This window comes from Pseudomonas sp. BCA17, assembly GCF_004519405.1.
Classification (GTDB): Bacteria; Pseudomonadota; Gammaproteobacteria; order Pseudomonadales; family Pseudomonadaceae; genus Aquipseudomonas.
Genome location: NZ_SGWI01000008.1, coordinates 142884 through 169424, shown reverse-complemented (window position 1 = coordinate 169424; position 26541 = coordinate 142884). Strand labels below are relative to the sequence as shown.

Below are 26541 nucleotides of genomic sequence, written 5' to 3'. Positions count from 1 at the left end.
AGGGCCGGAGTTTCAGTTAAGCACCGTCATCCGCCTTAAAAAAGTGGCATACGCGCCTAATGTCCGGCGCTTTCGCCCTCTACCGAACACAGCAGGCGGCGCTCCAGTACCGCCTGTAACGCGTCAAAACGCACGGGTTTGCTGAGGCGGTCGCTGACACCGACGCCGTGGCAGCGCTCACGCTCCGGCGCCTGCAACGAGGCGCTCAGGGCGATCACCGGCAGCTCACCGCAACCGGGCAATGCACGAATCTGACAGCACAATGAAAAGCCCCCTTCGGGCACATCCAGCAACACGGCATCGAAGGTTTCATCTTGCAGGATGGCCAGGGCTGACGGGCCGGAGTCCACGGTTTTCACGCGGTAACCGAGCTTGAGCAACATACCGCGCACCGCCAGTTGGCCCACGCTGTTGTCGTCCACCAACAGCACCGCGCAATCCTGAGGTGCACGCTGCCTGTCGGGCGCCACTTTCGGTTCAGGCGGCACTGTGCCGACCTCTACCTCCAACTGGAACCGACTACCTTTGCGCGGCTCGGAATGGTGGGTAAGGCGCCCGCCCAGCAGTTCGATCAGTTGCCGGCAAATCGCCAAGCCAATACCCAGGCCGCCGTATTGGCGGGTCGTCGAGCCATCGAGTTGGAAGAAGCGCTGGTACAGCGTGGCCTCGTCAAGGAAGGCGAAGCCGACACCGGTGTCGGTCACGATAAAGCTCAAGCGCAAGCTGCCATCCGCGTGAGGCACGCCTACCACGCGCAGGCGCACGCTGCCTTCGTGGGTGAACTTGAATGCATTGTCCAGCAGGCAATCGAGGCACTGAGTGAGTTTGCCCGCGTCACCGATCACACGGTCCGGCAGTTCATCCGCGACATCAATGGAGAACTCCAGCCCCTTGCTCTGGGCAATAGCGCTGAACTGCTGGCGCAAGGTATCAAGGGTCCCGCGCAGGCTGAATAGCCGGGGCTGGGCGCTGAGGCGCCCGGCTTGCAGTTCGGTCAGGGTGAGAATGCCGTTGACCATGCGCATCATGTCCCGCGCCGAGCCGGCAGCCGTTTGCTGGTATTGCGCCAAGTCATCCTCCAGCGGCACGGTCTGCATGAGCTCCAGGGAGCCGATCACACCATTCATCGGCGTGCGCAATTCATGGGTCAGGGTGGCGAGGAACTCATCCTTGAGGCGGTTGCTACGAGCCAATTGCTGGTTGAGCACTTCGAGCTTCTGGCTGGCGTCGAAGAGGATTTGCGCTTGTTGCTCACGCATGCCGTTGATGCGATCCGCCAGGGCCAGGGACAGCAGGGCCACTTCAATGGCCGAGCCGAGTTGGCTGGCGTACATGGTCAGGAACACATTGGGCAGGTAGCCCAGCACCATCATCGTGTTGACCACACCGCCCAGCAGGAACGCCGACCAGGCAATGATGAAATAACGCGCCATGCGCTGGCCACAGAACCAGGCCTTGATGGCCGCGACAAAGATGCTCACGGTAAACACCAGCGCCAGGCCGGTCGCCAGGCGCAAGGCCAGCGCGTAGCTGGTCAGCAGCGCCAGCACCATCACCACCGCGCCACAGGCCGCCAACCCCAGCAACAGACGGTTGAGCCAACGACTGTGCTGCGCCGTGTGCAGGAAGCTGCGCGCAAACAGGCTGCCGAATAACGCTGCCGAGCCAATCAGGAACGGCACCGCCGCATTCGCCCACCACGGGTTATTCGGCCAGAAATACTGCACCGCCACGCCGTTGACCGACAGTTGATACAACCCGAACGAGGCAATGTAGAGGATGTAATAGAGGTAGCTGGTGTCGCGTACGCTCAAGTAGATGAACAGGTTGTAAACCAGCATCCCCAGCAATACGCCATAGATTGCCCCGAGTACATACAGGCGCAGCGGCTGCTGCTCCAGATAAGCGGTGCCGGCCCAGAGCGTCAACGGGGCCTGGATCGATCCTTCACTTTGCAGGCGCAGATACACGGTTTCCTGCTGGCCGGGCACGAAGTTGAGCTTGAACAGGTAATTACTGTGGCCTACCTCACGGCTTGAAAACGGCAGCGCGCTGCCCGTGCGGCTCGTCAGGCGGTAGGTACCGGTGCCGTCGTTCTGGTACAGGTCCAAGTGGTTCAGTGGTGGATACGCCAGTTCCAGAAACCAGCTGCGCGGGGCTCGGGGGTCTTGGGCGACGTAATGCAAGTCGACCTTGAGCCAGAACACCGAGCGCGAATAGCCGGCATTGAGGGTGGCTTTGTCATGGGTCTTGAACTGGGCGGCGTAGGCAGGGGAACTGACTTGGGCGATGGTGAGGGCATCCGTTGGGTCTTCGAGCACTTGCATGACCCGGCCCAGAGGGAGGCTTCGAGTCGCCTGATCGAAGTCGACGGCGTTGGCGAGCATCGGCAGCCCGCACAACAATAAGATCAGCAAATAGCGCATAGAGCCCCAGCGTGGCCTGTCCGGTTATGTCAAAAGCCCCCCATTTCCTTTTGAGTAGACGTACACCGGCGATACCGTAAGTTGTTTCGAACCACTCTAGCATAGCCAGTAAAGGCCATTGGACACTATTGAAATAATTTTTTGAAAGGCTCTATCGCGAGGCTTTCAGCGCTTTTGACAGCATTCAACCGGATAACTGGCGGGCCGTACTCAGGTTGTTTCCAAGCATCAAATTCCCCCCAAGCCCGACAGCCACGCAAAAAGCGTTTGGTGGTAAGCTCGCGCACCATGAATATCTACAGCTCCCGTCCCGTTGTCCTCTGTCTCTCCGGCCACGACCCCAGTGGTGGCGCCGGCTTGCAGGCAGATATCGAAGCCCTGCTCGCCCAAGGCTGCCATGCGGCCCCGGCCGTCACCGCCCTGACCGTGCAGAACACCGTCAACGTCACTGATTTCCGCGTGCTCGACCGCGAATGGGTGCTGGCCCAGGCCAATGCCGTGCTCGGCGACTCCGAAGTGGCGGCCGTCAAACTGGGCATGCTGGGTTCTACCGCGATGGTCGACACGGTGGTCGAACTGCTGCAGGCGCATCCGCACCTGCCGGTGGTGTGCGACCCGGTGCTGCGCGCCGGCGGCGGTGGCAGCCTGGGCAAGGACGAGGTGGGCTACGCGATGCGTGAGCGGTTATTGCCGCTGTCGCTGATTGCCACACCGAACCTGCCTGAAGCACGCATCCTCGCCGAGCTGCCTGACGGTACGGCGGACGAATGCGCCGAGAAACTGTTGCCCCATATCAAGCATCTGCTGATCACCGGCGGCCATGGCGACGAACACGAAGTGCACAACCGCCTGTACAGCCGCGACGGCACGCGCCAGACCTTTACCTGCCAGCGCCTGCCCGGCAGTTACCACGGTTCGGGTTGCACGCTGGCCAGTGCGCTCGCCGGCCGGATCGCCCAGGGCGAAGGCTTGGCCAGTGCCGTGCAGTCGGCACTCAACTACACTTGGCGCACCCTGCGTGACGCCGAACAACTCGGCCAGGGCCAGTTCGTGCCGCGCCGGCTGCCGCTGGATTTCTGCTCGTAACTTTCGTTCTTAAAAGCAAGAGGCCTGCCCGATGAAACTACGTGGCCTGTATGCCATAACCGACAGCCAACTGTTGGCCGGCAAATTCCTCGCCTACGTCGAAGCAGCGCTGGACGGCGGCGTGACCCTGTTGCAGTACCGCGATAAAAGCAGCGATGACGCGCGGCGCCTGCGTGAAGCCGAAAAGCTGCGAGAGCTATGTTCGCGCTACAAGACCCAGCTGATTATCAATGACGACGCCGAATTGGCTGCGCGCCTGGGCGTCGGTGTGCACCTGGGCCAGACCGACGGCCCACTGACTCCGGCCCGTGCGCTGTTGGGCTCCAAGGCAATCATCGGCGCCACCTGCCACAGCCAGATAGAACTGGCGGAACAGGCCGCCAGGGAGGGCGCCAGTTATGTCGCTTTCGGCCGTTTCTTCAATTCCAACACCAAGCCTGGCGCCCCCGCGGCCACCGTCGAAATGCTGGCCCAGGCCCGCACACAGTTGCAGTTGCCGATCTGCGTGATCGGTGGCATCACCCTTGAAAACGCCGAACCGCTGGTGGCCCACGGTGCCGACCTGCTGGCAGTGGTGCACGGCCTGTTTGGGGCCGACAGCACCCAGGAGGTCACGCGCCGCGCCCGCGCGTTCAACGACCTTCTAAATAGAAAACACGCCTGAATTCAGAGAGCCTAATCATGTCCCGTTCCGAAACGCTGTTTGCCAATGCCCAGAAACACATCCCCGGTGGTGTGAACTCCCCCGTGCGTGCGTTCAAAAGCGTGGGCGGCACGCCGCTGTTCTTCAAGCATGCCGAAGGCGCTTACGTTACCGACGAAGATGACAAGCGCTATGTGGATTACGTGGGCTCCTGGGGCCCGATGATCCTCGGCCACAGCCATCCGGACGTGCTTGACGCGGTGCGCAAGCAACTGGAACACGGCCTGTCGTACGGCGCGCCGACCGCCATGGAAACCGAGATGGCTGACCTGGTGTGCGCCATCGTGCCATCGATGGAAATGGTGCGCATGGTCAGCTCGGGCACCGAAGCCACCATGAGCGCGATCCGCCTGGCCCGCGGTTTTACCGGCCGCGACAGCATCATCAAGTTCGAAGGCTGCTACCACGGCCACTCCGACAGCCTGCTGGTGAAAGCCGGTTCCGGCCTGCTGACCCAGGGTGTGCCAAGCTCGGCCGGCGTACCCGCGGCGTTCGCCAAACACACGCTGACGTTGCCGTTCAACGACATCGCCGCCGTCGAGCAGATGCTTAATGAAGTCGGCCAAGAGGTGGCGTGCATCATCGTCGAACCGGTGGCCGGCAACATGAACTGCGTACCACCGGCGCCAGGCTTCCTTGAAGGCCTGCGCGAACAGTGCGACAAACACGGTGTGGTGCTGATCTTTGATGAAGTGATGACCGGTTTCCGCGTGGCCCTTGGCGGTGCTCAGGCTCACTACGGCGTCACGCCGGACTTGAGCACCTTCGGCAAGATCATCGGTGGTGGCATGCCGGTAGGCTGCTTCGGCGGCAAACGCGAAATCATGCAACACATCGCACCGTTGGGCCCGGTGTACCAGGCCGGCACCTTGTCGGGTAACCCGCTGGCGATGGCTGCCGGCCTGACCACCCTGCGCCTGATCAGCCGCCCGGGCTTCCACGCTGAGCTGACCGACTACACCACCCGGCTGCTGGATGGTCTGCAACTGCGCGCCGATGCAGCGGGTATCCCGTTCGTCACCACCCAGGCGGGCGGCATGTTCGGCCTGTATTTCAGCGGTGCCGACGACATCGTCACCTTTGATGACGTAATGGGCAGCGATGCCGACCTGTTCAAGCGCTTCTTCCACCTGATGCTGGAAGGTGGTGTGTACCTGGCACCGAGTGCCTTTGAAGCCGGCTTCACTTCGATCGCCCATGGCGAAACCGAATTGAAACTGACCCTGGATGCTGCCGAGCGTGCTTTTGCCGCATTGAAATAACAGCCGCAACAAGTCAGGCGTTGCCTTGGGCGACGCCTGATTTACTACTTTGCCTACAGACTTTTCCTTGTTTTTTCGAGAATCTACCTGCAATCCGGCAGATAACTTGCCCATGCAGCAGAAAATCGAGTAAAGACTTTGTAAGCAAGGGCCTGCTTATTTCATAATGCGCGCTCATTGGACTCCCCGAGGGTCCGCGCGCCCCGTCAGAGGTAAGTCGATTCCCATGAAACGCACCGGCCGCACCCTGGTACTGGGCTGCCTGTTGCTCCTTCAGCCGCTGCTGGCACATGCACAAGCAGGCGGCAACTCGTTGTTAATCCCAGCGATGGGTCGTTGCACCCTCAATACACAGCCCGACAGCCAGGCCGAAGCGCTGAGCGCGTGCCAGAAACAGGCCGATGGCGGTGATGCACAGGCGCAATACGAGCTGGGCGAGTACTACCACGACAGCAAGAACCCCTCTCGCGACCTCAACCTGGCCTTGAGCTACTTTGAGAAAGCCTCGTTGCAGGGGCATGCCCAGGCGCAATTCCAGTTGGGCAATATGTTCTTCAAAGGCGAAGGCGTACCGGCCAATAACGTGCAGGCGTATATCGTGCTGAAAATGGCCGCGGTCAACGGTGCCGAAGACGCGCTGGACACCGCCGACGAAGTCGCCGAACACATGCAGCGCGATGAACTGGAAGTAGCCACCCAGGTGCTGGGCCAGATCTTCCGCAATTACCTGCAGGAATTGCAGAGTGCCGATGGGCGCTCGCCCTTCTCACCCCTGCCTTGATCAGAAACGGCTTTCCGTCGTGAGACGGGCTTGCCCCGCACACGACAGAATCCAGGCGTTTACTTCTCTGGCATCGGCATCGGAAACGGCATGACGTTGCTCACGCCCCGGGCCTCGCTAATCTTCGGTGTGCCCAGGCGCTCCACCTCATCGATGCGCACAATCGAATGCATGGGCACAAAGCTGCGCACCACACCTTCGAACTGCGCCTTGAGTTTTTCCTCGCCTGGATCGACCACCAACTGGGTGCGCTCGCCAAAGACGAACTCTTCCACCTCCAGGAAGCCCCACAGATCACTTTGATAGATCTGCTTGGCGTACATTTCGAACACCTGGCCCTGGTTAAGGAAAATCACCTTGTAGATTGGAGCTTCACGTTTGGTCATGGTGGGCAAACAACACATCGGGGATATAAAAGGGGGCGCGAACTATAGCATGCCACCCGATGCACAACGCTAGGAACCAATGGGCATGCCCCCTATAATGCGCGGTTCTTTACCACCAGTTGACGATCCCCATGGCCAAGAAGCTTTACATCGAAACCCACGGCTGCCAAATGAACGAGTACGACAGCTCGCGCATGGTCGATCTGCTGGGCGAACACCAGGCCCTGGAAGTCACCGCCCGCGCCGAAGATGCCGACGTGATCCTGCTCAACACCTGCTCGATCCGCGAACGGGCCCAGGACCGTGTGTATTCCCAACTGGGCCGCTGGCGCGAATTGAAACTGGCCAACCCGGACATGGTGATTGCCGTCGGCGGCTGCGTGGCCAGCCAGGAAGGTGCCGCGATCCGCGACCGCGCCCCCTATGTCGACGTGGTCTTCGGCCCACAGACCCTGCACCGTCTGCCGGAAATGATCGACGCCGCCCGCGTGACCAAGCTGCCGCAGGTTGACGTCTCGTTCCCGGAAATCGAAAAATTCGACCACTTGCCCGAGCCACGCATCGACGGGCCAAGCGCCTATGTGTCGGTGATGGAAGGCTGCAGCAAGTACTGCACCTTCTGCGTAGTGCCTTACACACGCGGCGAGGAAGTCAGCCGGCCGTTTGACGATGTACTGTCGGAAATCATCCACCTGGCCGAAAACGGCGTGCGCGAAGTGACACTGCTGGGCCAGAACGTCAACGGCTATCGCGGCCAGACCCACGACGGGCGCCTGGCCGACCTGGCGGAGCTGATCCGCGTGGTGGCTGCAGTAGACGGCATCGAGCGCATTCGCTACACCACTTCGCATCCGCTGGAGTTCTCCGACAGCCTGATCCAGGCCCACGCCGAAGTGCCGGAGCTGGTCAAGCACCTGCACTTGCCGGTGCAGTCGGGCTCGGACCGCATTCTGTCGGCCATGAAGCGCAACCACACCGCCCTGGAATACAAATCCAAGCTGCGCAAACTGCGTGCGGCGGTGCCGGGCATCTGCATCAGCTCGGACTTCATTGTCGGCTTCCCAGGCGAGACCGAAAAAGACTTCGAGCAGACCATGAAGCTGATCGAAGACGTCGGGTTCGACTTCTCCTATTCGTTCGTCTATAGCCCGCGCCCGGGTACCCCGGCCGCCGATCTGGCGGACGACACCCCGGAAGCGCTGAAGAAAGAGCGCCTGAATGCACTGCAGCATCGCCTGAACCAGCAAGGCTTCGAGATCAGCCGACAAATGGTCGGTTCGATCCAGCGCATCCTGGTGACCGACTACTCGAAAAAAGACCCGGGAGAGCTGCAAGGCCGTACCGAGAATAACCGAATCGTCAACTTCCGCTGCGACACTCCCACCCTGATCGGCCAATTCGCCGACGTGCACATCGATGCGGCGCAGCCCCATTCGTTGCGCGGATCGCTGATTCAATAACCCGTCGGTATCACTGACTGGCGCAGATCAAAATGTGGGAGCGGGCGTGCCCGCGAAGGTGGTTGATCGGTTGATACCTCTATCGGCTGACCCACCGCCTTCGCGAGCAAGCCCGTTCCCCTGTAAGAACCGCGCCACACTCGGGATATATAAGTGCTTTCGTACCCGCGCCTCTGGCGTTATCCTCTCTTTCACCTCAACAGCCAAAGGGCGGCTAAAAGCGACCTTGAACGCACCCATAGTAGAACCCCATCGTTTTCTCCTCGAGCCCTTTGAGGCTCGCCGTTTCGCCAACCTGTGCGGACAGTTCGACGAGCACCTGCGCCTGATCGAACAACGCCTGAGCGTCGAGATCCGCAATCGCGGCAATCAGTTCGAACTGATTGGTGAACCCCAACACACCACGTCCGCAGAAAACCTGCTGCGCCGTCTCTACCGCGAAACCAAGGGCAGTGAGCTGTCGCCGGAAACGGTGCACCTGTACTTGCAGGAATCGGCGGTGCAAGACTTGGCCAACAACCCGGTGGCCGAAGCCAGCGTGGCCCTGCGCACCAAAAAGGGCATGATTCGCCCGCGCGGCTTGAATCAGCAGAAGTACGTCAAGGAAATCCTCGGCAACGATATCAACTTCGGCATCGGCCCCGCCGGTACCGGCAAGACCTACCTGGCCGTGGCCTGTGCGGTGGACGCCCTGGAACGCGAGCAAGTACGCCGCATCCTGCTGGTGCGACCGGCGGTCGAGGCTGGCGAGAAACTCGGCTTCCTGCCCGGCGACCTGGCCCAGAAGATCGACCCGTACCTGCGCCCGCTCTACGACGCACTTTACGAGATGCTCGGCTTCGAATACGTGGCCAAGCTGATCGAGCGCCAGGTGATCGAGATCGCTCCGCTGGCCTACATGCGCGGCCGTACCTTGAACAACAGCTTCATCATCCTCGACGAGAGCCAGAACACTACTGTCGAACAGATGAAAATGTTCCTGACCCGTATCGGTTTCGGCTCAACGGCCGTGATCACCGGTGACATCACCCAGGTCGACCTGCCCAAGGGCACAAAATCGGGGCTGGGCCAGGTGATCGAGGTACTCAAGGATGTGCCTGGGATCAGCTTCACTCACTTCATGCCCAAGGACGTAGTGCGCCACCCGTTGGTGCAGCGCATCGTCGAAGCGTACGAGCGCTTCGAACATCAGGGCGACGCACCGGCCAAGGACGCTCGCCACGATGCTTGAGCTAGACCTGCAGCTGGCCACCGAAGCCCCTGCCCCCAGTGAAGAACAGTTCCGCCAATGGTGCGCCCTGGCCCTGCGCCAGCGCACCGCCGACTCGGAGCTGACCATCCGCCTGGTGGACGAGCCCGAAGGCCGTGAGCTGAATCACACCTGGCGTCAAAAAGACTACGCCACCAACGTGCTGTCCTTCCCCGCCGACGTACCGGATGAACTACTGGATATCCCCTTGCTGGGTGACCTGGTCATCTGCGTGCCGGTGGTGGAGCGCGAAGCACGGGAGCAGGGAAAGGAACTTGAAGCCCACTGGGCCCATCTAGTCATCCACGGCTGCTTGCATCTCTTGGGTTACGACCATATAGACGATGACGAAGCCGAGGAAATGGAAACACTGGAACAAACGTTGCTTGCAGAATTGGGTCACCCTGACCCTTATGCAGATGACGAAAGCTGATCAACACTTAACCAATACGACAAAGGATTCAGAGTAATCGCTATGAGCGAAGACCGATCGAGCAACGGGCAGAAGTCATGGCTGGGTAAATTGACCCAGGCTTTTGCCCACGAGCCGAAAAACCGCCAGGAGCTGCTTGAGCTGCTGCGCGAGGCCCATCAGAACAAGTTGCTGGACAGCGAAGCGCTGGCCATCGTCGAAGGCGCCATCCAGGTCGCAGACCTGCAAGTACGGGACATTATGGTCCCGCGCTCGCAGATGATCAGCATCAAGGCGACCCAGACTCCACGGGAGTTCCTCCCGGCCGTGATCGACTCGGCGCACTCGCGCTACCCGGTGATCGGTGAAAGCCATGACGACGTCATGGGCGTCCTGCTGGCCAAGGACCTATTGCCGCTGATCCTCAAGGAGAACGGCGACAACTTCAACATCAAGGACCTGCTGCGTCCGGCCACCTTCGTGCCCGAATCCAAGCGCCTGAATGTGTTGCTGCGCGAGTTCCGCGCCAATCACAATCACATGGCCATTGTGATCGACGAATACGGTGGCGTAGCGGGCCTGGTGACGATCGAAGACGTGCTGGAACAGATCGTCGGCGACATCGAAGACGAACACGACGTCGAAGAAGACAGCTACATCAAACCCCTGCCCAGCGGTGACTTCCTGATCAAGGCGCTGACGCCGATCGAGAACTTCAACGAGTTCTTCGACAGCGAATTCTCCGACGATGAGTTCGACACGGTGGGCGGCCTGGTGATGAATGCGTTCGGGCACCTGCCAAAGCGTAACGAAACCACCGAAATCGGTGCGTATCGCTTCCGCATCCTGAATGCGGACAGCCGTCGCATCCACTTGATCCGCCTGACTCCTATTGCCCGCTAAGGACTGATATGCGCCGCTTGTTCGCCCCCGGCTGGCCCGGTAATTTGCTGGCTGTGGTGGCCGGCGCCCTCACTACCCTGGCACTGGCACCGTTCGACCTGTGGCCATTTGCACTGGTGGCGGTGGGGTTGTTCTATGTCGGGTTACGGGAACTGACACCACGTCAGGCCCTGGGCCGTGGCTGGTGTTTCGGTTTCGGCCTGTTTGGTGCCGGCACCAGTTGGATCTACTACAGCATCCACCATTTCGGCGGCGCTTCGGTGCTGCTGGCCGGCTTCCTGATGCTGCTGTTTACCGCCGCCATCGCCTGGTTCTTCGCCCTGCCCGCCTGGCTGTGGGCACGCTGGTTGCGCCGCAACGAGGCGCCCCTGGCGGATGCCCTGACCTTTGCTGCGTTGTGGGTCGGCCAGGAAGCTTTCCGCGGCTGGTTTCTCACCGGCTTCCCGTGGCTGTACTCCGGCTACAGCCAGCTCGACGGCCCGCTCACCGGTCTCGCCCCACTGGGCGGCATGTGGCTGATTTCCTTTGCCCTGGCGCTGACGGCGGCCCTGCTGTGCAACCTGCCCCGTCTGCTGGCAAGCAAGCGCAATGCCTTTATCGGCGCAGGCCTGGTGCTGTTGGTTGCACCGTGGGCCATCGGCCTGGCACTCAAACACCATGCGTGGACTTCCCCTTCCGGCGCCCCCCTGAGCGTGGCCGCCATCCAGGGCAACGTCGAACAAAGCATGAAGTGGGACCCTGAGCAGCTCAATGCGCAGTTGGCGCTGTACCGCGACATGAGCTTCAGCGCCAAGCGGACTGACCTGCTGATCTGGCCGGAAACCGCGGTGCCGGTGCTCAAGGAGTCCGTCGAGGGTTACCTTGCCATGATGGGCAAGTTCGCCGCCGAGCGGAATTCCGCGCTGATTACCGGCGTACCGATTCGCCAGGAAGTCCATCACCAGAAGCGCTACTTCAACGGCATCACTGTCGTGGGCGAAGGCGACGGCACCTACCTCAAGCAAAAACTGGTGCCGTTCGGTGAGTACGTGCCGCTGCAAGACGTATTGCGCGGGCTGATCGCCTTCTTCGACCTGCCCATGTCGGACTTCGCCCGTGGCCCCTCTGACCAGGCCATGCTCCAGGCCAAGGGCTATCACCTTGCGCCGTTCATTTGCTATGAAGTGGTGTACCCGGAGTTCGCTGCTGGCCTGTCGGCCCAGAGCGACCTGCTGCTGACCATCAGCAACGACACTTGGTTTGGCCGCTCCATCGGCCCGTTGCAGCACCTGCAAATGGCGCAGATGCGGGCCTTGGAAGCCGGTCGCTGGATGATCCGCGCCACCAATAACGGCGTGACCGGCCTGATCAATCCATTCGGGCAGATCACCGCGCAGATCCCACAATTCGAGCGCGGGATTCTCTACGGAGAGGTCGTGCCGATGCACAACCTGACGCCTTACCTGCAGTGGCGTTCGTGGCCGTTGATCATTGTGTGCGTGCTGCTGTTTGGCTGGGCGCTGCTGGCCGGCCGGATGTCCAAGACCGTCTGACAGCCAACGCAACACCATGTGGGAAGGGGTAAGCCCCTTCCCACATTCCAATTTGCATTTTAATCAGAAGGCTCAGCGGTAAAACAACCGATAGCCCACCTGCCCCACAGCTTCGTTGATCAACTGCCCGCTCTGCCAAACCGACTTGAACTCGGGCATCCAGCCGCCGAGCGGTCGCGCATTGTCGACCCCGAGAAACCCCACAGGCCCCGGCACCACCGTGAAACCGGCCTTCTCGAAGCTCCAGACCGAACGCGGCATATGCCAGGCCTGGGTCACCACCACCACACGCTTGATGCCCGCGGGCAACAGGATCTCAGCACTCATCTGTGCATTTTCCCACGTGGTACGGCTACGCTCTTCCTTCCAGCGCACAGTGACGCCAAAATCATCCTGCATCGACACAGCCATCAGCTCGGCCTCACTGGGCGGCGCTCCATAGTGCAAACCACCGCTGGTCAGCACCGGCAAGCCTGACGCCTTGGCCAGTCGTGCGGCATAACGCTGGCGTTCAAGGCCTATGCCTGTGGGTTGGTCGGTGCCCCACGCAGGGTCGCCACGCTCACGTCCAGAGCCCAATACCACAATTGCATCGGCCCGCTGGGCCAGGGTTGCCCAGTCTTCCCGGGCCAAGGGCGGCTCGGTTTCCAATGCGTGCGCTCCCCATTGCACCATCACCGGCAGACTCATCAGCCACATGCCCCCCAACCCCAGGGCAAAGCAGAACCCTGCCAGGCGCGGGCGACTGCGACGAATCCACCAGGCGAACGCCAGCAACAGCAAAAAAATACCGGGCGGCAGCAATAGTTGTTTGATGAAATAACGAAAAGGCATCGGGCATCTCCAAAGATGCCCGAAGCCTAGATGCAACGCAGTTCAGCGACAATCTTTACCAGCACATTTCGAGAAGACCAACGGATAGCACTGCGTTTATTTCACTTGCACCTTACGGCCCGAAGCTTGTCGACTCTGCGACCGGCGGATACGTCCCTCAGCCAGATCACCTTGGCTGAACGCGGCGACTCTTGAGAAGGCGGGGAAGCCTGTTCAGAAGAAGCGCGCTGGTGATTCATTTCCAGGTAGCACTTGATCAGTTCAAGCTCCGCCTGGCTCAAGCCCCGCAACTCCAGCTCCAGAGGCCGCTCATCACGCAATCGGCCTGCGGTTTTTGCAGCATCCAGTGCCCGACCCAATCGGTCGATCAGCCCCTCATACAACTGCGGTTTCGTTAAGGTTCGCTGCGATTCAACCATCCCCTCACCTCATTGAAGAAAGACTTGCTCCCCAATAAACAGCGTAGTCTCCATGGCTACGCCTGCCCGGTGCCGCGACAGACGGCCTCGACCGCGCAATCAGGGTTTCCCTCGATAGAGTGGGGTCATGTATGCTACGGCGCTTCCTGTAACTCCACTTCCCGCAGGGTTTGGGCACGGACGCGCCGCTGTTTGGTGTCGATCAACCTGAATGTTGTACCGAAGAGGATTAGGCCACCCCTATTCAGTTCAAAAGTAGCCATGCACGAACAATATCAGCCCCGTGAAATAGAAAATGCCGCCCAAACCTTCTGGGACGAGCAGAAGTCCTTTGAAGTCAGTGAACAGCCAGGCAAGGAGACTTACTACTGCCTATCGATGTTCCCTTACCCCAGCGGCAAGCTACACATGGGACACGTGCGTAACTACACCATCGGCGACGTCATTTCCCGCTACCAGCGCATGCTCGGCAAGAATGTCCTGCAACCCATGGGTTGGGATGCCTTCGGCATGCCGGCGGAAAACGCCGCGATGAAAAACAACGTGGCGCCCGCGAAGTGGACCTACGAAAACATCGCCTACATGAAGACCCAGCTGCGCAGCCTGGGCCTGGCAGTGGACTGGTCCCGCGAAGTGACCACCTGCAAGCCGGACTACTACCGCTGGGAACAATGGTTGTTTACGCGCCTGTTCGAAAAAGGCGTGATCTACCGCAAGAACGGCACCGTGAACTGGGACCCGATCGACCAGACCGTATTGGCCAACGAGCAGGTCATCGACGGTCGCGGCTGGCGTTCCGGCGCGCTGATCGAAAAGCGCGAAATCCCGATGTACTACTTCAAGATCACCGCCTACGCGGATGAACTGTTGTCGAGCCTCGACGACCTGCCGGGCTGGCCGGAGCAGGTCAAGACCATGCAGCGCAACTGGATCGGCAAATCCAAGGGCATGGAAGTGCAGTTCCCCTACAACGTCGATTCGATCGGCGAAGCGGGCGCACTGAAAGTCTTCACCACCCGTCCGGACACCCTGATGGGCGCAACCTATGTTGCCGTGGCCGCCGAACACCCGCTGGCCACCCAAGCCGCGCAGAACAACCCTGAGCTGCAAGCGTTCATCGCCGAATGCAAAGGCGGCAGCGTGGCCGAAGCCGACGTCGCCACCCAGGAGAAAAAAGGCCTGCCAACCGGCCTGTTCGTCGAACACCCGCTGACCGGCGAGAAGCTGCCGGTATGGGTCGCCAACTACGTGTTGATGCACTACGGTGATGGCGCAGTAATGGCTGTGCCGGCCCACGACGAGCGCGATTTCGAGTTCGCCAACAAGTACAACTTGCCGATCAAATCCGTGGTGCGCACCAGCTCGGGCGACACCAACCCGGCCCCGTGGCAAGACGCCTACGGCGAGCACGGCACGCTGATCAACTCCGGTGAGTTCGATGGCCTGGACTTCCAAGGCGCTTTCGACGCCATCGAAGTTGCACTGATCAAGAAAAACCTCGGCGCCTCGCGTACCCAGTTCCGCCTGCGCGACTGGGGCATCAGCCGCCAGCGCTACTGGGGCTGCCCGATCCCGATCATCCACTGCGAAAGCTGCGGTGACGTGCCGGTGCCGGAAGACCAGTTGCCGGTGGTACTGCCGGAAGACGTGGTGCCGGATGGCGCCGGCTCGCCGCTGGCACGCATGCCCGAGTTCTACGAATGTGCCTGCCCGAAATGCGGCCAGCCTGCCAAGCGTGAAACCGACACCATGGACACCTTCGTCGAGTCCTCGTGGTACTACGCCCGCTACGCCTCGCCACACTATGAAGGCGGCCTGGTGGAAAAAGCTGCGGCCGACCATTGGTTGCCGGTGGACCAGTACATCGGCGGCATCGAACACGCCATTCTTCACCTGCTGTACGCGCGTTTCTTCCACAAGCTGATGCGCGACGAAGGCCTGGTGAGTTCCGATGAGCCATTCAAGAACCTGCTGACCCAAGGCATGGTGATCGCCGAGACTTACTATCGCCGCGAAGCCAATGGCGCCTACACCTGGTTCAACCCGGCGGATGTCGAGCTTGAGCGCGACAGCAAAGCCAAGGTCATCAGCGCCAAGTTGAAAGCCGACGGCCTGCCGGTGGAAATCGGTGGCACCGAGAAGATGGCCAAGTCGAAAAACAACGGCGTCGACCCACAGTCGATGATCGACCAGTTCGGTGCGGACACCTGCCGCCTGTTCATGATGTTCGCCTCGCCGCCCGACATGAGCGCCGAATGGTCCGACTCCGGCGTCGAAGGCTCGCACCGCTTCCTCAAGCGCGTCTGGCGCCTGGCGCACACCCATGTCAGCCAAGGGCTGCCGGGCAAGCTGGACGTTGCCGCCTTGAGCGATGAGCAGAAAGCCATCCGCCGCAGCACCCACCTGGCCATCCGCCAAGCCAGCCAGGACGTGGGCCAGAACCACAAATTCAACACCGCCATCGCCCAGGTGATGACGCTGATGAACGTGCTGGAAAAAGCACCGCAAGCCACCGAACAGGACCGTGCACTGATCCAGGAAGGCCTGGAAACCGTCACCCTGTTGCTGGCGCCGATCACCCCGCACATCAGCCACGAACTGTGGAGCCGCCTGGGCCACAGCGACGCGGTCATCGATGCACGCTGGCCAGTCCAGGACGACAGCGCCCTGGTACAGGACACGCTGCAACTGGTGATTCAGGTCAACGGTAAACTGCGTGGCCAGATCGACATGCCGGCCAGCGCTTCTCGCGAGGAAGTCGAAGCGGCAGCGCGCTGCAACGAAAACGTGCTGCGCTTTACCGAAGGGCTGACGATCCGCAAAGTGATCGTGGTGCCTGGCAAACTGGTCAATATCGTCGCTAGCTAATCGGATCGGGCGCGGGGCTTGAGCTCCGCGTCGAACAAAGCCTTCAGGGCCTCGATAAGGCCCATATGGTTTCAAGGGGAGCAACAAAATGATCAAACGCAACCTGCTGGTAATGGGCCTTGCCGTGCTGCTGAGCGCTTGCGGCTTCCAGCTGCGCGGTACCGGCACCAACGAGCTGACGCTCAAGGAACTCGACCTCAGCGCCCGCAACGCCTACGGCGAAACCGTCAAGCAACTGCGCCAGACCCTGGAAAACAGCGGCGTGCACGTCTACAACGGTGCGACCTACAAGCTGAACCTGATCGATGAACAAGAAACCCAGCGCAACCTCAGCTACGCCAGTGCCGGTCGTGCGTCGGACATCGAGCTGAACACCAAAGTCGTGTATGAACTGCGTGGCCGCGATCAGTTGCCATTAATGGGCGACAAGGTGGAAGTGCAGAAGGTCGTCAGCCACGATGGCAACAACCTGGTGGGCTCGGACTCGGAAATCATCCAGGTGCGCAAGGAAATGCGTCGCGAGCTGATCCAGCGCCTGATGGTCCGCCTGCAACAGCTGACGCCGGAAAAACTCGCAGCCCTGCAACAGACGGCTGACAACAAGGCCAAGGCTGACGCCGACGCCCTGAAAGCCGCGCAAGAGTATGAAAACAACACGCCTAAACAGTCGCCTGTTGAAGTACCAGCCGAGTAAGCCATACGGGGCGCCCCAGGCGCCCCGTTCGCCCCGCCTATGAAACTCGCTCCCGCACAACTCGCCAAACATCTGCAGGGTGGGCTCGCGCCTGTCTACATCGTCAGCGGGGATGACCCGCTGCTGTGCCAGGAAGCCGCCGATGCCATTCGCGCGGCTGCGCGCCAACAGGGCTTCGATGAACGCCAGGTATTCAGTGCCGACGCCAGTTTCGACTGGGGTACGCTGCTGCAAGCCGGCGCGAGCATGTCGCTGTTCGCCGAAAAACGCCTGCTGGAACTGCGCCTGCCTTCGGGCAAACCCGGCGACAAGGGCGCGGCCGCCTTGATGGAATACTGCTCGCGCCCCGCCGAGGACACGGTCTTGCTGATCAGCTTGCCCAAGCTCGATGGCAGCGCGCAAAAGACCAAGTGGGGCAAGGCGTTGGTGGAAGGGGCACAGACCCAGTTCATCCAGATCTGGCCAGTAGACAGCAGCCAATTACCGCAGTGGATTCGTCAACGACTGACCCAATCGGGGCTGTCGGCCACACAAGACGCCGTCGAGCTGATCGCGGCCCGGGTCGAAGGCAACCTGCTTGCCGCCGCCCAGGAAATCGAAAAGCTCAAGCTGATGGCCGAAGATGGGCAGATCACGGTTGAAACCGTGCAAGGCGCGGTCGCTGACAGCGCTCGCTTCGACGTGTTCGGGCTGGTGGATGCGATCCTCAATGGTGAACCCGCCCACGCCCTGCGCATGCTCGAAGGGCTGCGCGGCGAGGGCGTAGAACCACCGGTGATCCTCTGGGCCCTGGCCCGGGAGTTGCGGGTGTTGGCCAATATTTCCCTGCAATACAGCCAGGGTACGCCCTTGGACAGAGCTTTCAGCCAGGCCCGGCCACCGGTCTGGGACAAACGCAAACCCCTGATGAGCAAAGCCCTTCAGCGGCACTCGGCGCAGCGCTGGGCGCAGCTTCTGCTGGAGGCGCAACGCATCGATGCGCAGATCAAGGGCCAAGCGGCCGGTTCGCCCTGGATGAGCCTGAGCCGATTGTCATTGCTGATGGCTGGCCAGCGCCTGGCGTTGCCGGCTGAATAACCCGCCTTTCAAAAGCCCCCCCAAACTCCTGATGCCAGTCGGTTAAGAAGGAGAAAGGCCAAAAAGTAACCTGTGGCGAGGGAGCTTGCTCCCGCTGGACTGCGTAGCAGGCCCAGTCTTTTCAAGCCCAAAGCTGGGGCCGCTTCGCGACCCAACGGGAGCAAGCTCCCTCGCCACAGGTTACTCGTTGTCCGCTCTATCGCTTACCTGACTGGCATTACCCCAAACGCCACATTTTGATCGTGCTTACAATTACGGGCTTTACAGCCGCCTGGCTTCGGCAGATGATTTGGCCCGCTCCAGCCCACCTATCGAGAACCATCATCATGAGCAAAAAGCCATCTAAGCATGGCCCCAACAAGGCCAAATCCATCATCGCCCAGCCACTGTTCCGCAGCCGTCAGGAACGCGCCGGCAAGGGCAAAGGCAGTTACCGCCGCGAAGCCTTCCAGTCTAATAGCTGGGAGGCTTCTTACTTTCTGGCAGCCTGAAGGCAAGCGCCCCTCCGGCATGATAAGGTCTGCACCTGATCTGTAATTCCTGGACCTGTGCATGCCCTCTAGTCTTTCCCGTCGTTGGCACCTTCGCCAATTGATCGCTGCCTCCAGCCTCATCCTGCTTGTCGCCTGCGCGGAGAAACCTACCGCTGCAGATGCCCAGCCTCTGCCTAAACTGCAAACCGCGCCGGCCGTAGCGCCCGCTGTGGTTGCCCCATTGGCGGTGGACAATCTCGATATCCAGCCGACACAAACCTTTGCCGAGTGGATGGCCGGGTTTCGCGCTGAAGCGCTGAAGGCCGGTATCACGCCAGCTGTGTTCGATAACGCCTTTGCCGGGGTCACTCCCGATATGGCGGTAATCCGCGCTGACCGTAGCCAGCCGGAATTTTCCCGCCCAGTGTGGGAATACCTCGACGGCGCACTGTCGCCGCTGCGTGTGCGCAACGGCCAGGCCTTGCTGATCAAATACGCCGACATCCTGCAACGCATCGAGGAGCGTTATGGCGTTGATCGCCAAGCGCTGGTCTCCGTATGGGGTATGGAAAGCAACTTCGGCCAGTTCCAAGGCAACAATTCGGTGATTCGCTCCCTGGCGACCCTGGCCTACGAAGGCCGCCGCCCGGCGTTCGCCCAGGCCCAACTGCTGGCGGCGCTGCAAATCATCCAGCACGGCGATATCGCCGCCGACCAGATGAAAGGCTCCTGGGCCGGCGCCATGGGCCAGACCCAGTTCATCCCGACCACCTACAACACCCACGCGGTCGACTTCGACGGCGACGGTCGCCGCGACATCTGGAACAGCCCGGCCGACGCCCTCGCCTCCACCGCGCATTACCTGCAAAGCTCCGGCTGGCAGCGCGGCCAGCCGTGGGGCTTTGAAGTACAGCAATTGCCAGCCAACTTCGACTACGCCCTGGCCGATGGCGGTATCCGCAAGACCGTCGCCGAATGGATGAGGCTGGGAATCCAGCTACCGGCCGGCAGCAGCATGCCGCCCAATGTCGACCAACTCTCCGCCGCCCTGCTACTGCCGGCCGGTTACCGAGGCCCGGCATTCCTGGTGCTGGATAACTTCCGGGCGATCCTCAAGTACAACAACTCTTCATCCTACGCGTTGGCGGTGGGCCTGTTGTCGCAGCGGTTTACCGGCGCGGGTGTGATCCGCGGAAACTGGCCGAAGGATGAGCTGCCGCTGAGCCGCTCCCAGCGTATTGATCTGCAGACCGTGCTCAGCGCCAAGGGTTATGACGCGGGTAATGCCGACGGGATTATCGGCGCGAATACGCGCAAGGCGATTCGGGCGGCGCAGCAATCATTGGGCTGGCCGGCGGATGGCTATCCGACAGTTAAGTTGCTGGAGTCATTGCAGAGCCGGTGAATCGGCTTTGAAGGCTATCGTAGCGCAGAGCAAGCCCTCTCCAACGTGGGAGGGGGCTTGCTCCCGATAGTGGTTCGGCAGACGCCATCAAACTCAGGGCTTAAACACCACATCTTGCTCCAGCACCAGCCGCTGCTCCCCCGCATCCAATCGCACCCATGCGCCCATCGGCAGGGTCAGGTTCGGATCGCAATGCCCACTGCGCCAGCCGGACAACACCGGAATGCACAACGGCTCGAAGGTCTGCTTTAGCAGCCGCTCCAACGCCGCTTGATCCACCCCCGCGACATCCCCCACCAGCACACCGGCGATTTGCGCCAACTTGCCCGCCAGGCGCAAATGGGTCAGCAGTCGGTCGATTCGATAGATGGGTTCGTTGACGTCTTCGATCAGCAGGATGATGCCTTTCGCATCAATTTCGAAAGCAGTGCCCATCACGGCCGCAATCATCGACAGGTTACCGCCCAACAAGCGCCCACAGGCAATGCCAGGCGAGACCGTGGTCAACGGGTAGGCCACCGGGTGTGCCAGCACGCTGCCGGCGCTCAGCTGGCCCCGCAGCATTTTGAACAATGACGACTCGGTAGGCTGCTGCTTCTCACCCAGCAAGTCGGCATTGAACAGCGGACCATGGAACGTCACAAAACCCGCGTAGCGATTGATCGCCAAGTGCACGGCAGTGATGTCACTGTAGCCGACGAAAGGCTTCGGATTGGCGCGCAGCAGGTCGAAGTCCAGGCGATCTAACAGCCGTGGCGTGCCATAGCCGCCGCGCAGGCAGAGGATGGCATCGATTTCAGGGTCGGCGAAGGCTGCGTGCAGGTCATTGAGGCGCACCTCATCACTGCCGGCCAGGTAGCCCTCGCGCTCATAAACACCGGGGAAAATCCGCAGGCTGTAGCCGCGGGCACGCACCCATTGCTCGGCTTTTGCCACGTCCAGCGCGGCAGGCCCGGCAGGAGCGATCAGGCCAATAACGCCTTCGGCACGTAATGCAGGTACGGCGGCTGCGTGTTGAGTGGCCATCCATTGATCCCCTATAGAACGCTGAACGAAATGTGGGAGGACGCCTGTTCTCGATAGCGTTGATCAGCCAGCACTTGTATCGACTGACAACCCGCAACCGAGGGCAAGCCCCCTCCCACATCGAATCCGCTATGTAACGCAGATCTGTATTACGAAACCAGGCTCGCCTTGACCAGTTTGGCCTGCTCATCGGCATGGTACGAGGAACGTACCAGCGGGCCGGAAGCCACGTTCTTGAAGCCCATCTTGTACCCTTCCTCGGCGAACCAGGCGAAGGTGTCCGGGTGCACGAAACGCTGTACCGGCAAATGGCTGCGCGACGGTTGCAGGTACTGGCCCAGGGTCAGCATGTCGATGTCGTGCTCGCGCATGCGCTTCATGACTTCGATCACTTCTTCGTCAGTCTCGCCCAAGCCCAGCATCAAGCCGGATTTGGTCGGAATGTGCGGCATCATCTGCTTGAATTTCTGCAGCAGCGTCAGCGACCACTGGTAATCCGAACCTGGACGTGCGGCCTTGTACAGGCGTGGCACGGTTTCCAGGTTGTGGTTGAACACATCCGGCGGCTCGGCAGCAGTGATTTCCAGCGCTACGTCCATACGGCCACGGTAGTCGGGCACCAGGGTTTCAAGCATCACATTCGGCGACAGCTTGCGGATTTCACGAATGCAGTCGGCAAAGTGCTGGGCACCGCCGTCGCGCAAGTCGTCACGGTCTACCGAGGTGATTACCACGTACTTGAGGCGCAGGTCGGCGATGGCGATGGCCAGGCTTTCCGGCTCGTTGACGTCCAATGGCTTCGGCCGGCCGTGACCGACGTCGCAGAACGGGCAACGACGGGTGCAGATGTCACCCATGATCATGAAGGTCGCGGTGCCGCCGGAGAAGCACTCGCCCAGGTTCGGGCAGGAGGCCTCTTCGCACACGCTGTGCAGCTTGTGCTTGCGCAGCAGGGACTTGATACGGTCGACTTCCGGCGAAACCGGGATGCGTACGCGAATCCAGTCAGGCTTCTTCGGCAGTTCGGTGGTCGGAATGATCTTCACCGGGATGCGTGCAACCTTCTCGGCGCCGCGCAGCTTGACGCCGGCTTCCACCTTGGCACGCGGGGCCGGGGCCGGACGTTCGGTAACGTCCACCGTCGGGATCATGGTTTGCACTGCATCAGTAGTCATAATCAGTCGATTCCGCCCGTAAGGGTCGTCTGCTCAGCATAGTCGAGGTGTTTGACGAGCTGCGCACGCAGCCGGGCACTTACCTCGGCAAATTTAATCGGTGTGGCATGCTCGCTCAATTGGGTCATGGCCAGCCCGGCGTAACCGCACGGGTTGATCCGGCGAAACGGCGCCAGGTCCATGTCCACGTTCAGGGCCAAGCCATGAAAGGAACACCCATGACGGATACGCAACCCCAGGGAGGCGATTTTCGCGCCCGCCACGTACACACCGGGTGCATCGGGCTTGGCCGCGGCAGTCACGCCGTAGCTGGCGAGCAGCTCGATCAGGCAAGCCTCCATGCGGCTGACCAGATCGCGCACGCCGAAACCCAGCTTGCGTACATCGAGCAACAGGTAAGCCACCAGTTGACCGGGCCCATGGTAAGTCACTTGGCCACCTCGGTCGACCTGCACCACCGGAATATCACCCGGCAGCAGCAGATGTTCGGCCTTGCCGGCCTGGCCCTGGGTGAACACCGGCGGGTGTTCCACCAGCCAGACTTCATCGGGGGCCGAGGTGCCGCGTTCGTTGGTGAAGCGCTGCATAGCATGCCATACGGGCTCGTAGTCCATCCGGCCGAGCTCGCGAAAGCCCAGGACCTGCGGCATCACAGCACCATGTGTACGAAGCCGGTGGCCCGCAGTTCGCTGTTGATGTTGTAGAGCTGGTCCTGATCCGTCGCAACGATGTGCAATTGGATCGTGGTGTACTTACCGTTGGTGCTCGAACGCTCGTCCACCCGGTTGTCGTTGATCGTCGCGTGTTTGCGCACGATCTCGAGAATCTTGTCTTTGTTGCCTACACCGGTATCGCTGATCACTTTGACTGGATAATCAGTCACTGGGAATTCGATCTTTGGCGCCTTTACTTCTTTATCGGTCATGGCGTAACGGCCTCGTAAGCGTAAGCCGTGGCGACGGGCAAAGCCCCGTGTCGGATCAACACGGGGCCTTGCAGGTGCACACTATCAGTTGAACAAGCTGTAGAAGAATAGACGGATGCTATCCCACACGCGGCGGAAGATACCACCTTCGTCGACGCCATCCAGCGCGATCAAGTCGGCGCTGTGCACCACTTTATCGTCCAGCTTCACTTCGACCTTGCCGATCACGTCGCCCTTGGCGATTGGCGCAACCAGATGCGGGTTCATGGTCATGCTGGCGGCGAGCTTTTTCAGCTGGCCTTTAGGCATGGTCAGGGTCAGGTCTTCAGCCAGGCCGGCCTTGACCTGGGAGGTTGCGCCTTTCCACACCGGCGCAGTCGCCAGCTCGGCACCCTTCTTGTAGAAGGTCTGGGTCTCGAAGAAACGGAAGCCGTAAGTCAGCAGTTTTTGCGTCTCGGCCGCACGGGCCTGCTCGCTGTTGGTGCCGAAGACCACGGCGATCAGGCGCTGGCCATCACGCACCGCCGACGACACCATGCAGTAGCCGGCTTCTTCGGTGTGGCCGGTTTTCAGACCGTCAACGGTCTTGTCACGCCACAGCAACAGGTTGCGGTTAGGCTGCTTGATGTTGTTCCAGAAGAATTCTTTCTGGGAGTAGATCGCGTAGTGAACCGGGTCGACACGGATGATGGCGCGAGCCAGCACTGCCATGTCATGAGCCGACGAATAGTGCTCCGGGTTCGGCAGACCGGTCGGGTTCATGAAGTGGCTGTTGGTCATGCCCAGATCGCCGGCGGTCTTGTTCATCAGGTCGGCGAATGCGTCTTCGCTGCCGGCGATGTGCTCGGACAGGGCGACGCTGGCGTCGTTGCCGGACTGGATGATGATGCCGTGCAACAGGTCGCTCACGGTCACTTGCGAGCCAACCTTGATGAACATCCGCGAACCGCCGGTACGCCAGGCGTTTTCGCTGACGGTAACCGGGTCGTTCTCGCCGATCTGGCCGCGACGGATTTCCAGGGTCGCGATGTAAGCCGTCATCAGCTTGGTCAGGCTGGCCGGCGGCAGGCGCTGGTCACCGTTGTTCTCGACCAGCACGTTGCCGCTGGCGGCATCCATGAGGACCCAGGCCTTGGCGGCCAGTTGCGGGGAAGCCGGCACCATCTCAACCGCCCAGGCGGCCGGGGTGATGATCAGCGAAAGAAGCAGGCACGTGCGTTTGGCTAAGGTGGTGATGTTCATCCGTCTCTCGAAATTGCTTATAAAAACTTGCCCTCGCGGGCAAAACTATTCAGACAGCCCGCTTCCAGGCTGTCGCGTGTTCGGTTGCCCGCCCCCCCCTTGCCCCCGGGGTTTTTATTGTTCAACGAGCCAAACAACCAGGGCTCAAACCCGCGCGCGGGCCCAAGCCATCAATCCCTTACTTTTATTCTGCGGTGACCACGCTGGGTTGCCCCAGGTTGGCCAGGCGCACGCTGTTCTGTACTTGCGCAACCTCGCTCGGCGAGCCGATCGGGCCCATGCGCACACGGTGCAGTGTCTGCTGGTTACGCACGATGGAGCTGATGAAAACCGGCGCCCTGACCATACCGCTGAGTTTCGACCTTAGCAGTTCCGCCGCATCCGGGTTGGCGAAAGCGCCCACTTGCAGGTACTGCCCACCCGCCATCGAAGCGCCGGGCGCCGCATGCGGTACGACCACGGTATCCGGTGCGTGCTGCGCCGGCGGCGGCGTCCACTGTTCGATCTTGCCGGCCGAGGCAGTCACCTGCGGCTGTGGCGTCTGCGGTTCGTTGAGCATCAACGGTGCCGGCTTGCCACGCTGGGCCCAGTATTGCGCCGGGTCGATACCTTCGACTTTCACCCGTGCCGTGCCGATTTCGGCATAACCGAGTTTTTTCGCGGCAGCGTAGGACAGGTCAATGATCCGGTCGGAATAGAATGGCCCACGGTCATTGACCCGCAGGATCACCGTACGGTTGTTGTCCAGGTTGGTCACCCGCACATAGCTGGGCAGCGGCAAGGTCTTATGGGCCGCACTCATGCCGTACAGGTCATAGACTTCGCCATTGGCCGTGTTCTGACCGTGGAACTTGGTGCCGTACCAGGACGCCGTGCCGGTTTGCGAGTAGGTCTTGGAGTCCTGCAGCGGGAAGTAGTTTTTACCCAGCACAGTGTAGGGGTTGGCCTTGTACGGACCGGTGTGCAGGGTTGGCGTGGCGTCCGGGATCTTCGAAACGTCGACGTCCCACCACGGCGCGCCATCTTTATGCGCGCGGTTGATGTCCAGGCCCGGCTGGGCGCGGACGATAGCACCACCCTTCTGCGCCGGAGCGCGACTGGTCGTGGATGAGCAACTGACAACCAGCAATGACAACGCGGCGAACGCCACCAGCTTGAGCGGTTTATTGAACGGCGGTACCCGCATTACTTGTTGCCCCGTGCTTGGACCAGCATGTCTGACAGCTGATGCACGGCCATGGCGTACATCACACTGCGGTTATAACGCGTGATTGCGTAGAAATTCTTCAGGCCCATCCAGTATTCCGGGCCATTTTCGCCTTCCAGGCGGAAAGCCGTCACCGGCATATCATCGCGTGGCGCATTCTGACCCGACCAGCCCAGCGCCCGCAACTCCCCGACCGTCTTGGCGGGCTCGATGCCCTGGGTCAGGCCTTCGTCGGCGCGATCGCCGGTCACATCGGCGCGCACCACCACCGGTTCACCGGCCACCCAGCCATGGCGCTTGAAGTAGCTGGCCACGCTGCCGATCGCGTCGTCGGGGTTGCTCCAGATATTGATGTGGCCGTCGCCGTCGAAATCCACCGCATACGCACGGAAGCTGCTCGGCATGAACTGCGGCAACCCCATTGCACCGGCGTAGGAGCCCTTGAGGGTCAACGGGTCGACCTGTTCTTCGCGAGCCAGCAACAGGAATTCGCGCAATTCCTTACGGAAGAACTCGGCGCGTGGCGGGTAATCGAAGCCCAGGGTCGACAAGGCATCGATCACCCGGTAACTGCCGGTATTGCGCCCGTAAAAGGTTTCAATGCCGATGATCGCAACGATGACTTGAGCCGGCACACCGTATTCCTGCTCGGCACGGGCCAGCACGGCCTCATGCTGACGCCAGAAGTCCACACCACGAGCCACGCGGGCATCGGTGAGGAACATGGGACGATATTCCTTCCACTGCTTCACGCGTTCGGCGGGGCGCGAGATCGCGTCGAGGATCGCCTGCTTGCGCTGGGCCTCGCGAAACACGCCCATCAGCTGTTCGCCGGCGAAACCGTAGTCGCGGGTCATTTCACCGACAAATTCGGCGACCTGGGGTGAACCATCGTAGTCACCGGCCAGCGCCTCCTGCGTCGCGCCCAGCAGCCCAATCAGGCCCATCCAGGACGCGTGCCGAGTCGCCCAGCCGCGCATTACTTGCATTGACATC

At 61.1% G+C, this 26541-nt stretch carries 25 protein-coding genes; 14 read left to right on the top strand and 11 right to left on the bottom strand.

Annotated features, from left to right (window positions below; all coding sequences use genetic code 11):
* Positions 1 to 56 precede the first annotated feature (56 nt).
* On the bottom strand, positions 57 to 2426 hold the full coding sequence (locus EXW71_RS25305; protein WP_134660547.1) for a hybrid sensor histidine kinase/response regulator: 2370 nt from the start codon (positions 2424 to 2426) through the stop codon (positions 57 to 59).
* 288 nt (positions 2427 to 2714) lie between these two features.
* Here EXW71_RS25305 and EXW71_RS25300 point away from each other — a divergent pair, with 288 nt between their 5' ends.
* The 4 genes from EXW71_RS25300 (at position 2715) to EXW71_RS25285 (ending at position 6258) form a co-directional block, all read left to right on the top strand.
* Positions 2715 to 3512, top strand: coding sequence for a hydroxymethylpyrimidine/phosphomethylpyrimidine kinase (locus tag EXW71_RS25300; protein ID WP_134660546.1), 798 nt, complete (start codon positions 2715 to 2717; stop codon positions 3510 to 3512).
* A gap of 31 nt (positions 3513 to 3543) precedes the next feature.
* Positions 3544 to 4176 carry a thiamine phosphate synthase gene (gene thiE / locus EXW71_RS25295; protein ID WP_134660545.1) on the top strand — a complete coding sequence of 211 codons (633 nt, stop codon included), beginning with the start codon at positions 3544 to 3546 and terminating at the stop codon, positions 4174 to 4176.
* A gap of 17 nt (positions 4177 to 4193) precedes the next feature.
* Positions 4194 to 5477 (top strand): glutamate-1-semialdehyde 2,1-aminomutase, encoded by a 1284-nt coding sequence (hemL, locus tag EXW71_RS25290; protein ID WP_123717432.1) that lies wholly within the window; start codon positions 4194 to 4196, stop codon positions 5475 to 5477.
* A 226-nt stretch (positions 5478 to 5703) separates the two neighbouring features.
* A complete protein-coding gene (locus EXW71_RS25285) occupies positions 5704 to 6258 on the top strand; it encodes a tetratricopeptide repeat protein (RefSeq protein ID WP_134660544.1) in 555 nt (184 codons plus the stop codon).
* A gap of 59 nt (positions 6259 to 6317) precedes the next feature.
* Here EXW71_RS25285 and EXW71_RS25280 read toward each other — a convergent pair whose 3' ends face one another.
* Positions 6318 to 6644: a DUF1820 family protein gene (locus EXW71_RS25280; protein ID WP_003236992.1), complete on the bottom strand. Its 327-nt coding sequence runs from the start codon at positions 6642 to 6644 to the stop codon at positions 6318 to 6320.
* Positions 6645 to 6775: 131 nt separating this feature from the next.
* Between EXW71_RS25280 and miaB the strand changes: the two genes are divergently transcribed.
* The 5 genes from miaB to lnt all read left to right on the top strand — a co-directional run bounded on the left by miaB (position 6776) and on the right by lnt (position 12200).
* Positions 6776 to 8104 (top strand): tRNA (N6-isopentenyl adenosine(37)-C2)-methylthiotransferase MiaB, encoded by a 1329-nt coding sequence (gene miaB, locus EXW71_RS25275; protein ID WP_123717430.1) that lies wholly within the window; start codon positions 6776 to 6778, stop codon positions 8102 to 8104.
* A 226-nt stretch (positions 8105 to 8330) separates the two neighbouring features.
* The gene (locus EXW71_RS25270; protein ID WP_123717429.1) at positions 8331 to 9335 is read left to right on the top strand and encodes a PhoH family protein; all 1005 of its coding nucleotides are present in this window, start codon (positions 8331 to 8333) and stop codon (positions 9333 to 9335) included.
* Positions 9328 to 9786 carry an rRNA maturation RNase YbeY gene (gene ybeY, locus EXW71_RS25265; protein ID WP_123717428.1) on the top strand — a complete coding sequence of 153 codons (459 nt, stop codon included), beginning with the start codon at positions 9328 to 9330 and terminating at the stop codon, positions 9784 to 9786. Before EXW71_RS25270 ends, ybeY begins: the two co-directional genes overlap by 8 nt.
* Before the next feature lie 42 nt (positions 9787 to 9828).
* Positions 9829 to 10668, top strand: coding sequence for an HlyC/CorC family transporter (locus EXW71_RS25260; RefSeq protein WP_017735641.1), 840 nt, complete (start codon positions 9829 to 9831; stop codon positions 10666 to 10668).
* 8 nt (positions 10669 to 10676) lie between these two features.
* Positions 10677 to 12200, top strand: a complete 1524-nt coding sequence (gene lnt, locus EXW71_RS25255) for an apolipoprotein N-acyltransferase (RefSeq protein ID WP_134660543.1) — start codon at positions 10677 to 10679, stop codon at positions 12198 to 12200.
* Positions 12201 to 12272: 72 nt separating this feature from the next.
* Here lnt and EXW71_RS25250 read toward each other — a convergent pair whose 3' ends face one another.
* Both EXW71_RS25250 and EXW71_RS25245 read right to left on the bottom strand, forming a co-directional pair.
* Positions 12273 to 13034, bottom strand: a complete 762-nt coding sequence (locus EXW71_RS25250) for a YdcF family protein (protein WP_134660542.1) — start codon at positions 13032 to 13034, stop codon at positions 12273 to 12275.
* 101 nt (positions 13035 to 13135) lie between these two features.
* Positions 13136 to 13453 carry a hypothetical protein gene (locus tag EXW71_RS25245; RefSeq protein WP_123717425.1) on the bottom strand — a complete coding sequence of 106 codons (318 nt, stop codon included), beginning with the start codon at positions 13451 to 13453 and terminating at the stop codon, positions 13136 to 13138.
* A 261-nt stretch (positions 13454 to 13714) separates the two neighbouring features.
* Between EXW71_RS25245 and leuS the strand changes: the two genes are divergently transcribed.
* The 5 genes from leuS (at position 13715) to EXW71_RS25220 (ending at position 19970) form a co-directional block, all read left to right on the top strand.
* Positions 13715 to 16321, top strand: coding sequence for a leucine--tRNA ligase (leuS, locus tag EXW71_RS25240; RefSeq protein ID WP_134660541.1), 2607 nt, complete (start codon positions 13715 to 13717; stop codon positions 16319 to 16321).
* A gap of 88 nt (positions 16322 to 16409) precedes the next feature.
* A complete protein-coding gene (gene lptE, locus EXW71_RS25235; protein ID WP_123717423.1) occupies positions 16410 to 17015 on the top strand; it encodes an LPS assembly lipoprotein LptE in 606 nt (201 codons plus the stop codon).
* Positions 17016 to 17054: 39 nt separating this feature from the next.
* Positions 17055 to 18092, top strand: a complete 1038-nt coding sequence (gene holA, locus EXW71_RS25230; protein ID WP_123717422.1) for a DNA polymerase III subunit delta — start codon at positions 17055 to 17057, stop codon at positions 18090 to 18092.
* A 326-nt stretch (positions 18093 to 18418) separates the two neighbouring features.
* On the top strand, positions 18419 to 18583 hold the full coding sequence (arfA, locus tag EXW71_RS25225; protein ID WP_003176285.1) for an alternative ribosome rescue factor ArfA: 165 nt from the start codon (positions 18419 to 18421) through the stop codon (positions 18581 to 18583).
* Between the two features lie 61 nt (positions 18584 to 18644).
* Positions 18645 to 19970 carry a lytic murein transglycosylase gene (locus tag EXW71_RS25220; protein ID WP_134660540.1) on the top strand — a complete coding sequence of 442 codons (1326 nt, stop codon included), beginning with the start codon at positions 18645 to 18647 and terminating at the stop codon, positions 19968 to 19970.
* A 93-nt stretch (positions 19971 to 20063) separates the two neighbouring features.
* Here EXW71_RS25220 and EXW71_RS25215 read toward each other — a convergent pair whose 3' ends face one another.
* From EXW71_RS25215 to mltB, 7 genes are all read right to left on the bottom strand, one after another.
* On the bottom strand, positions 20064 to 20996 hold the full coding sequence (locus EXW71_RS25215) for an LD-carboxypeptidase (RefSeq protein ID WP_134660539.1): 933 nt from the start codon (positions 20994 to 20996) through the stop codon (positions 20064 to 20066).
* Between the two features lie 149 nt (positions 20997 to 21145).
* The gene (gene lipA, locus EXW71_RS25210) at positions 21146 to 22147 is read right to left on the bottom strand and encodes a lipoyl synthase (protein WP_161548486.1); all 1002 of its coding nucleotides are present in this window, start codon (positions 22145 to 22147) and stop codon (positions 21146 to 21148) included.
* A 26-nt stretch (positions 22148 to 22173) separates the two neighbouring features.
* The gene (gene lipB, locus EXW71_RS25205; RefSeq protein ID WP_134660538.1) at positions 22174 to 22821 is read right to left on the bottom strand and encodes a lipoyl(octanoyl) transferase LipB; all 648 of its coding nucleotides are present in this window, start codon (positions 22819 to 22821) and stop codon (positions 22174 to 22176) included.
* The gene (locus EXW71_RS25200; RefSeq protein WP_090365645.1) at positions 22821 to 23096 is read right to left on the bottom strand and encodes a DUF493 domain-containing protein; all 276 of its coding nucleotides are present in this window, start codon (positions 23094 to 23096) and stop codon (positions 22821 to 22823) included. Before EXW71_RS25200 ends, lipB begins: the two co-directional genes overlap by 1 nt.
* 84 nt (positions 23097 to 23180) lie before the next feature.
* Positions 23181 to 24338 (bottom strand): D-alanyl-D-alanine carboxypeptidase family protein, encoded by a 1158-nt coding sequence (locus EXW71_RS25195; protein ID WP_134660537.1) that lies wholly within the window; start codon positions 24336 to 24338, stop codon positions 23181 to 23183.
* A 184-nt stretch (positions 24339 to 24522) separates the two neighbouring features.
* Positions 24523 to 25524 (bottom strand): septal ring lytic transglycosylase RlpA family protein, encoded by a 1002-nt coding sequence (locus EXW71_RS25190; RefSeq protein WP_134660536.1) that lies wholly within the window; start codon positions 25522 to 25524, stop codon positions 24523 to 24525.
* Positions 25524 to 26534, bottom strand: coding sequence for a lytic murein transglycosylase B (gene mltB, locus EXW71_RS25185; protein WP_123717416.1), 1011 nt, complete (start codon positions 26532 to 26534; stop codon positions 25524 to 25526). The genes EXW71_RS25190 and mltB overlap by 1 nt, the downstream gene beginning before the upstream one ends.
* Positions 26535 to 26541 lie beyond the last annotated feature (7 nt).

Bases quoted from the DNA above. Each gene is read 5' to 3' on its own strand.
- EXW71_RS25305 (WP_134660547.1), bottom strand. From the start codon at position 2,426: ATGCGCTATTTGCTGATCTTATTGTTGTGCGGGCTGCCGATGCTCGCC.
- EXW71_RS25300 (WP_134660546.1), top strand. From the start codon at position 2,715: ATGAATATCTACAGCTCCCGTCCCGTTGTCCTCTGTCTCTCCGGCCAC.
- thiE (WP_134660545.1), top strand. From the start codon at position 3,544: ATGAAACTACGTGGCCTGTATGCCATAACCGACAGCCAACTGTTGGCC.
- hemL (WP_123717432.1), top strand. From the start codon at position 4,194: ATGTCCCGTTCCGAAACGCTGTTTGCCAATGCCCAGAAACACATCCCC.
- EXW71_RS25285 (WP_134660544.1), top strand. From the start codon at position 5,704: ATGAAACGCACCGGCCGCACCCTGGTACTGGGCTGCCTGTTGCTCCTT.
- EXW71_RS25280 (WP_003236992.1), bottom strand. From the start codon at position 6,644: ATGACCAAACGTGAAGCTCCAATCTACAAGGTGATTTTCCTTAACCAG.
- miaB (WP_123717430.1), top strand. From the start codon at position 6,776: ATGGCCAAGAAGCTTTACATCGAAACCCACGGCTGCCAAATGAACGAG.
- ybeY (WP_123717428.1), top strand. From the start codon at position 9,328: ATGCTTGAGCTAGACCTGCAGCTGGCCACCGAAGCCCCTGCCCCCAGT.
- EXW71_RS25260 (WP_017735641.1), top strand. From the start codon at position 9,829: ATGAGCGAAGACCGATCGAGCAACGGGCAGAAGTCATGGCTGGGTAAA.
- lnt (WP_134660543.1), top strand. From the start codon at position 10,677: ATGCGCCGCTTGTTCGCCCCCGGCTGGCCCGGTAATTTGCTGGCTGTG.
- EXW71_RS25250 (WP_134660542.1), bottom strand. From the start codon at position 13,034: ATGCCTTTTCGTTATTTCATCAAACAACTATTGCTGCCGCCCGGTATT.
- EXW71_RS25245 (WP_123717425.1), bottom strand. From the start codon at position 13,453: ATGGTTGAATCGCAGCGAACCTTAACGAAACCGCAGTTGTATGAGGGG.
- leuS (WP_134660541.1), top strand. From the start codon at position 13,715: ATGCACGAACAATATCAGCCCCGTGAAATAGAAAATGCCGCCCAAACC.
- lptE (WP_123717423.1), top strand. From the start codon at position 16,410: ATGATCAAACGCAACCTGCTGGTAATGGGCCTTGCCGTGCTGCTGAGC.
- holA (WP_123717422.1), top strand. From the start codon at position 17,055: ATGAAACTCGCTCCCGCACAACTCGCCAAACATCTGCAGGGTGGGCTC.
- arfA (WP_003176285.1), top strand. From the start codon at position 18,419: ATGAGCAAAAAGCCATCTAAGCATGGCCCCAACAAGGCCAAATCCATC.
- EXW71_RS25220 (WP_134660540.1), top strand. From the start codon at position 18,645: ATGCCCTCTAGTCTTTCCCGTCGTTGGCACCTTCGCCAATTGATCGCT.
- EXW71_RS25215 (WP_134660539.1), bottom strand. From the start codon at position 20,996: ATGGCCACTCAACACGCAGCCGCCGTACCTGCATTACGTGCCGAAGGC.
- lipA (WP_161548486.1), bottom strand. From the start codon at position 22,147: ATGATCCCGACGGTGGACGTTACCGAACGTCCGGCCCCGGCCCCGCGT.
- lipB (WP_134660538.1), bottom strand. From the start codon at position 22,821: ATGCCGCAGGTCCTGGGCTTTCGCGAGCTCGGCCGGATGGACTACGAG.
- EXW71_RS25200 (WP_090365645.1), bottom strand. From the start codon at position 23,096: ATGACCGATAAAGAAGTAAAGGCGCCAAAGATCGAATTCCCAGTGACT.
- EXW71_RS25195 (WP_134660537.1), bottom strand. From the start codon at position 24,338: ATGAACATCACCACCTTAGCCAAACGCACGTGCCTGCTTCTTTCGCTG.
- EXW71_RS25190 (WP_134660536.1), bottom strand. From the start codon at position 25,524: ATGCGGGTACCGCCGTTCAATAAACCGCTCAAGCTGGTGGCGTTCGCC.
- mltB (WP_123717416.1), bottom strand. From the start codon at position 26,534: ATGCAAGTAATGCGCGGCTGGGCGACTCGGCACGCGTCCTGGATGGGC.